7 protein-coding genes are annotated in these 6,555 nt (G+C 60.0%); 5 read left to right on the top strand and 2 right to left on the bottom strand.

The features are described from left to right. A partial coding sequence (locus tag NW835_RS03430) for an ATP-binding protein (RefSeq protein WP_414414526.1) occupies positions 1 to 964 on the top strand: 964 nt, incomplete at its 5' end. 82 nt (positions 965 to 1,046) lie between these two features. Here the strand turns inward: NW835_RS03430 and NW835_RS03425 are convergent. After that, positions 1,047 to 1,364, bottom strand: a complete 318-nt coding sequence (locus tag NW835_RS03425) for a DUF3067 family protein (RefSeq protein WP_414414525.1) — start codon at positions 1,362 to 1,364, stop codon at positions 1,047 to 1,049. A 174-nt stretch (positions 1,365 to 1,538) separates the two neighbouring features. Here NW835_RS03425 and NW835_RS03420 point away from each other — a divergent pair, with 174 nt between their 5' ends. Further along, positions 1,539 to 2,057, top strand: a complete 519-nt coding sequence (locus NW835_RS03420; RefSeq protein WP_414366011.1) for a cytochrome b6-f complex iron-sulfur subunit — start codon at positions 1,539 to 1,541, stop codon at positions 2,055 to 2,057. A 188-nt stretch (positions 2,058 to 2,245) separates the two neighbouring features. Then, the gene (locus NW835_RS03415) at positions 2,246 to 3,229 is read left to right on the top strand and encodes an apocytochrome f (protein ID WP_414414524.1); all 984 of its coding nucleotides are present in this window, start codon (positions 2,246 to 2,248) and stop codon (positions 3,227 to 3,229) included. Between the two features lie 54 nt (positions 3,230 to 3,283). On the opposite strand, the gene NW835_RS03410 is transcribed toward NW835_RS03415, so the two are convergent. Next, positions 3,284 to 4,096: a PhzF family phenazine biosynthesis protein gene (locus tag NW835_RS03410; RefSeq protein WP_414414523.1), complete on the bottom strand. Its 813-nt coding sequence runs from the start codon at positions 4,094 to 4,096 to the stop codon at positions 3,284 to 3,286. A gap of 244 nt (positions 4,097 to 4,340) precedes the next feature. On the opposite strand from NW835_RS03410, the gene groES reads away from it, so the two are divergent. Then, on the top strand, positions 4,341 to 4,652 hold the full coding sequence (groES, locus tag NW835_RS03405; protein WP_011430254.1) for a co-chaperone GroES: 312 nt from the start codon (positions 4,341 to 4,343) through the stop codon (positions 4,650 to 4,652). A gap of 66 nt (positions 4,653 to 4,718) precedes the next feature. Continuing rightward, the gene (groL, locus tag NW835_RS03400) at positions 4,719 to 6,353 is read left to right on the top strand and encodes a chaperonin GroEL (protein ID WP_414366006.1); all 1,635 of its coding nucleotides are present in this window, start codon (positions 4,719 to 4,721) and stop codon (positions 6,351 to 6,353) included. Positions 6,354 to 6,555: the final 202 nt, after the last annotated feature.

The following is a 6,555-nucleotide window of genomic DNA, read 5'->3' as shown; positions in this document are numbered from 1 at the left end:
AGCGGCCCGCCACGATCTCCGCTGCCTGCAGATCCTGGCCGATAGCCAGAAGACCATTGCTGAGCAGATGCAGGCGCTGGGCTTGGGGATCCCCTGGCCGGATGAAAACCCCAGCAGCTCTGGCTGGGATCCCCGCCCTTTTGCCGATTGGGGCCAGAGCCTGGAGGCCTTAATTGCCCACTACCGCCAAGGGGGAGTGGGGCTCTATGGTCGCTATTGGGCGTTTCGCTGGGGGCCGGCAGGGCTAGAAGGGATCCCCACTCCCGATCTGCCCGACTGGGAGGAGATCTACGGCTACGAACGGCAGAAACGGCAGTTGGCCGCTAACACCGAAGCCCTACTGCGGGGGGATCCGGCGTTGCATGTGCTGCTTTACGGGGCGCGAGGCACCGGCAAGTCTTCCCTCGTGAAGGCGTTGTTGCGGCGCTACGGCCCCCAGGGGCTGCGCCTTTTGGAGCTGCGACGAGCAGATTTGGCTCAATTGCCGCAGATCTTGGCAGAGCTGGGACAGCAGACGCTGCCCTTTGTCCTCTTTGTGGACGATCTCTCCTTTGAGGCCGACGAGACCGAGTTTAAGCAGCTCAAAGTGCTGCTGGAAGGGGATCTCCTCCCACCGCCGCCCAACGTGCGTCTCTATGCCACCAGCAACCGCCGCCATCTTATCCGCGAGTTTTTTGGCGATCGCCCCCCTCCCCAAGAGCAAGAGGTGCACGCCTGGGATACGGTGCAGGAGAAGCTGTCGCTGCGGGATCGCTTCGGCCTCACTCTCACCTTTGCCCCCTTCGGCCAAACCGACTACCTGGCCACCGTAGAACACCTAGCCCGCCGACTGGGCCTCGACTCTTCTGGGGAAGCTTTGCGCCGCCAAGCCCTCCTCTGGGCGCAACAGCAAAATGGCTTTTCCGGTCGCACCGCCCGCCAGTTTTTGCAGGCTCTGCAGGCCGGCCTGGTGGAAGTTGGATAGCCAGCCGATTGTTGGAGTTTTCGTCGATAGAGGCGAAACTGTCCGTGGCTACCCTTTAGGGAAGAGCCGGGGGCGAGGAAGACTACAGCAGCCACTCGGAGGCGCGTTCTCCCACCCCTTGCAAATCCAAAGGAATGGTCACCGCCTTCCCGATGCGGGGTTTCTGACGGGTAGCCTCAATTTCTCGCTGCACCGCTTCCCACAGGCCCCACGCCTGCAAATGGGCCATGACAGACTCCAGGCGAGCCAGATACTCGGCCTCACTCAAAGGGAAAGAGGGCTGCTCCAGATAACGCCACATCACCAACAGAACCACCCTGTCCCCCATGCGGCGCAGTTGCACGTCGTAGGAATAGCCCCACTTCTCCCGCAGCAAAGCTTGAAAGTCGGATCCCGTCATAGGCTGGCTTGGATCGGGTTTGGACTGAGCTGGGCCGGAGAAGAAAAACCGCCGCCTCTTGCCTTGCACTTCCTTTAGCTTTGCATTTCTTAATGATATTAGCCAAGGGGCTCGGTTAGGATGATGTCGTTTGTCAACGAACATTAAAACCTTCTCAGGTTTGTACTGGCCATTATGACGGAAGCGGTTAGCAACTTCGAGGCGCCCCCCATGAGCCGGCGGGTTTTTCTGAATGCCCTCCTCAGCGGCTCGGTGGGGGTGGTGGTGGTGGGCACCCTCTACCCGGTGGTGAAGTATTTCATTCCCCCCTCTTCCGGTGGGTCAGGTGAGGGGCTGATAGCTCAGGATGCCCTCGGCAGGCCGATTAGCGTCAGTGAGCTGCTGGCTACCCACGCAGCCACGGATCGGGTGCTGGCCCAAGGCTTGAAAGGGGATCCCACCTATATCGTGATCGACAACGGCGCGGTGGCCAACTACGGCCTCAACGCGGTTTGCACCCACCTCGGCTGTGTGGTGCCCTGGAACGTGGGGGAAAACTTGTTCAAGTGCCCCTGCCACGGATCCCAGTACGCGGCTAACGGCAAGGTGATCCGGGGGCCGGCTCCCCGCTCCCTGGAGCTGGTGAGCGCCACAGTGGACGGCGACAACGTTCGCTTCAGCCCCTGGCAGGGCCCTGATTTCCGTGAGACCTGAAGCACCAGAATAGGCTCCGGAGAGACACTTGTGGTCTAAGTCTGTAACGGGCTACCGCCGGCTCAGAAGTGGGGGAAAAGCCCAGAGAAGTTGCTGCGCTAGTCCTGGCTAGAGCATGAGTTGTCAGCTTTGAGGAGATTGACCCCAAGGGCTTGCGAGAATTTTGATTGAGATTCTGAGCTGAACTTATGAAGCGAATTTACTTGGCCTTGTGTGCGCTGCTGCTGTTGCTGGGGATGGGATCCCGTCCGGCAGCAGCCTATCCGTACTATGCCCAGATGGCCTACGACAATCCCCGCGAGGCCACGGGGAAAATTGTCTGCGCCAACTGCCACCTGAACGCCATGCCCACCCGTGCCGAAGTGCCGCAGGCGGTTACCCCGGGCCAGGTGTTCACCATCAAAGTCGGGATCCCCTATGACTTGAGCAAGCAGCAGGTGTTGGCGGATGGCAGCAAGGGCGGGCTGAATGTGGGTGCCGTGGTGGTGTTGCCGGAAGGCTTCCGCCTGGCCACTGAGGAGGAGATGACGGAGGAGCAGCGGCAGGAAACGGCTGAGACCTACATCACCCCCTACAGCGACGAGAAGCCCAACATCCTTCTGGTGGGGCCCTTGCCTGGCGAGCAGCACCAGGAAATTGTCTTCCCAGTGGTGGCTCCTGACCCGGCGCAGGATCCCGCCGTGGCTTTCATGAAATATCGGGTCTACATCGGTGCCAACCGCGGTCGTGGCCAGATCAACCCCGATGGCAGCCTCAGCAACAACAACGTCTCCCGCCCTCCCGCCACTGGCCGCCTAGCCAGCATTGCCACCGTCGAATCCGACCTCAGCGACCTGCCGGCTGAGCTGGCCGCCCTGGTGCCGCCCGAATACGAGTTGCCAGGCACGCGGGTACTCAGCTTCGAGACCGAAGGCGGACTGAAGCACCTCGTGGTGCCGCCAGGGCCGGAGTTAGTGGTTAACATTGGCGATAGCGTCAAAGAAGGGGATCCGGTTACCAACAACCCCAACGTAGGTGGCTTTGGCCAAGTAGAGCGGGATCTGGTGCTGCAGAGCCCGGATCGGGTGAAATGGCTGGTGGCCTTCCTAGCAGCGGTGGCTATCACGCAGCTTCTGCTGGTGCTCAAGAAAAAGCAAGTGGAGCTCATTCAAGCGGCAGAACTTTTGGGCTAGCCCAACTGTTCCAGTACTTTTCCAGCACCCCGGAATCAGCCGGGGTGTTTTTTTCTAGGGAATCCGCAACTCTCCCGCCATTACCAGCACGGCTTGTCCAGCAATCTCCACCCGCGGGCCGCGATGGCGGCACCAGAGCTCGCCTCCCCGCGCCGAGAGCTGCCGCACCCTGAGCTCAGTTCGGCCTAGGCGCTCTGACCAATAGGGCACCAACAGACATTGGGCAGAGCCAGTTACGGGATCCTCTGGGATCCCCAACTGGGGGGCAAAAACACGACAGACAAAATCCGGCTCTCCTTCCCCCTCTGCCCCAGAGGCGGTGACGATCAACCCCGAGACAGGCAGCGTCTGAACCCGATCCAACTCCGGCTGCACCTGCTGCACCTGTTGTGCCGAAGCCAGCACCGCTACCCCCATGCTGCCGCGGTACAGCTCTACAGGTGGGATCCCCAGAGCCGCGGCCACTTGCTCCCGGCCTTCTGGCCAGGGTTCCGGGAACTGGGCGGGAAAATCCATCGCCAGCCGCTCCCCCTGCCGCCGCACCTGCAGCCGGCCACTGCGGGTGGAAAAGGCCACCTCCTGAGCTTTTGGGTGAATCTCGGTCAAGAGCACATAGGCACCGGCCAAGGTGGCATGCCCACAGAGTTCTACCTCGGTGGTGGGAGTAAACCAGCGCAGCCCGTAGAGGGGAACATCGCCCAGGGATCCCTGGAGGAGTAAAAAAGCCGTCTCCGACAAGTTGTTCTCCGCCGCAATCGCTTGCATCAAAGCTGCCGGCAGCTCCTGAGGCGGCAAACACACCGCTGCCGGATTGCCCCTAAAAGGCACGGCCGTAAAGGCATCCACTTGAAACAACGGGATCCGCACCTGCTTGTTCAGCCCACCTCACGCCATGATCCCACAACAGGCCTAGAAGTAGAGAGATCCGCACCCAACCGTACCCGGCAAAAAGGGGGATCCCGCCAAAAGGGGCTATTGTCAGGCTGGAAAGTCGACTGATAGACTAGCACTCGTAAGCCGAGAGTGCTAAAACCTCGACTACGGAAGCTTAGGTTTGCGCTCGATACAACCCTTCAGCCTCGCGTTTTAGGCCTTACGGAGGATATTTGTCATGGCTGCAGTAACTCTCAACGTCTCTACGCTGAAGCCGCTAGGCGACCGCGTGCTGGTCAAGATTGCCCAGCAGGACGAAAAAACGGCGGGTGGCATCTTTTTGCCCGACACCGCCAAAGAAAAACCCCAAGTGGGGGAAGTGGTCGCAGTTGGGCCTGGCAAGCGCAATGACGAGGGCAAATTGATCCCGATGGAACTGAAAGCTGGCGACAGAGTGCTCTACTCCAAGTACGCCGGCACAGAAGTGAAGCTGGGCAGCGATGAGTACGTGCTGCTGGCTGAGCGGGATATTCTCGCAATCGTTCAGTAATTTTCAGTCCTTCAGCTATCGATCCTCTACATCGCCCTTAGTCCATTTACGTTTGAGAGGTTGAGTATGGCCAAGTCAATCATTTTTAGCGAAGAAGCCCGTCGCGCCCTTGAACACGGCATGGATATTTTGGCAGAAGCCGTAGCCGTTACTCTTGGCCCCAAAGGACGCAATGTTGTGCTGGAGAAAAAATTTGGCGCACCCCAAATTGTTAACGATGGGGTGACCATCGCCAAAGAAATTGAGCTGGAAGACCATATTGAAAACACTGGCGTCTCCTTGATTCGTCAGGCGGCTTCCAAGACCAACGACACGGCTGGTGACGGCACCACCACTGCCACCGTCCTGGCCCATGCCATGGTCAAAGAAGGGCTGAAAAACGTAGCCGCCGGCGCCAACCCGATTGCCCTTAAGCGCGGCATTGACAAGGCGGTGAAGTTCCTGGTGGACAAGATCGCCGAACATGCCCGCCCGGTGGAAGACTCCAAAGCCATTGCCCAGGTGGCGGCCATTTCCGCCGGCAACGATGAGGAAGTGGGCCGCATGATCGCCGAGGCCATGGACAAAGTGGGCCGCGAAGGGGTCATCTCCCTGGAAGAAGGCAAGTCCATGACCACAGAGCTGGAAGTGACGGAGGGGATGCGCTTTGACAAAGGCTACATTTCCCCCTACTTCGTCACCGACACGGAGCGGATGGAGGCGGTTCTGGAAAACCCCTACATCCTGATTACCGATAAGAAAATCACCCTGGTACAAGACCTGGTGCCGGTTCTGGAGCAAGTGGCCCGCGCCGGTCGTCCGCTGCTGATCATCGCCGAAGACATCGAGAAAGAAGCCCTGGCCACCCTGGTGGTGAACAAGCTGCGGGGCGTGCTGAGCGTGGTAGCGGTGAAAGCGCCTGGCTTTGGGGATCGCCGCAAGGCCATGCTGGAAGACATCGCCATCCTGACTGGTGGTGAGGTCATCAGCGAAGAACGCGGCCTGAAGCTGGAGAACGCCCGTCTCGACTCCTTCGGCTCGGCCCGTCGCGTCACAGTAACCAAAGACCACACCACCATCGTGGCGGAAGGCAACGAAGCGGCTGTCAAAGCCCGCTGCGAGCAAATCCGTCGCCAAATTGAGGAAACTGACTCCACCTACGACAAGGAAAAACTGCAAGAGCGCCTGGCCAAGCTCTCCGGCGGTGTGGCGGTGATCAAAGTAGGCGCGGCTACCGAAACCGAGATGAAGGATCGCAAGCTGCGCCTGGAGGACGCCATCAACGCCACCAAGGCGGCGGTGGAAGAAGGGATCGTCCCCGGCGGCGGTACCACCTTGGCGCACCTGATGCCGGTGGTCACCGAGTGGGCGCAGGCCAACCTGTCTGGCGATGAGCTGGTGGGGGCCATGCTGGTTGCCCGCGCTCTGGGCGCTCCGCTGCGCCGCATTGCCGAGAACGCCGGCCAGAACGGCTCGATCGTGCTGGAGCGGGTGAAAGAGAAACCCTTCACGGTGGGTTACGACGCCCAGAACGACGCCTATGTGGATATGTTTGAAGCGGGCATCGTTGACCCGGCCAAAGTCACTCGCTCTGCCCTGCAAAACGCCGCCTCGATTGCCAGCATGGTGCTCACCACCGAAGCGATTGTGGTGGACAAGCCGGAGCCCAAAACCAACACGCCGGCAGGCAGCAGCAGCGGCATGAATGACTACGACTACTAATCGTTCGGTGAGGGCAAGACGGGTTCTCGCTTGCTGCAGAAACCTTGTTACCTCGCCAGTCTGTAGTCAACTGCCTTGAATAGATCTTTCGGGATCCCCCTCAGCGGGATCCCTTCTTAGGTTTTGAGGTGGATGTTAGAGGACGGTTCCAAATTGGATAGAGGTAGTGCGAGGGCGTTACTGGCAGTCGAACAGCGAGGGA

It is taken from the genome of Synechococcus sp. OH2 (assembly GCF_047462155.1).
Taxonomy (GTDB): Bacteria; Cyanobacteriota; Cyanobacteriia; order Thermostichales; family Thermostichaceae; genus Thermostichus.
This window is presented reverse-complemented; position numbering and strand designations above follow the sequence as displayed.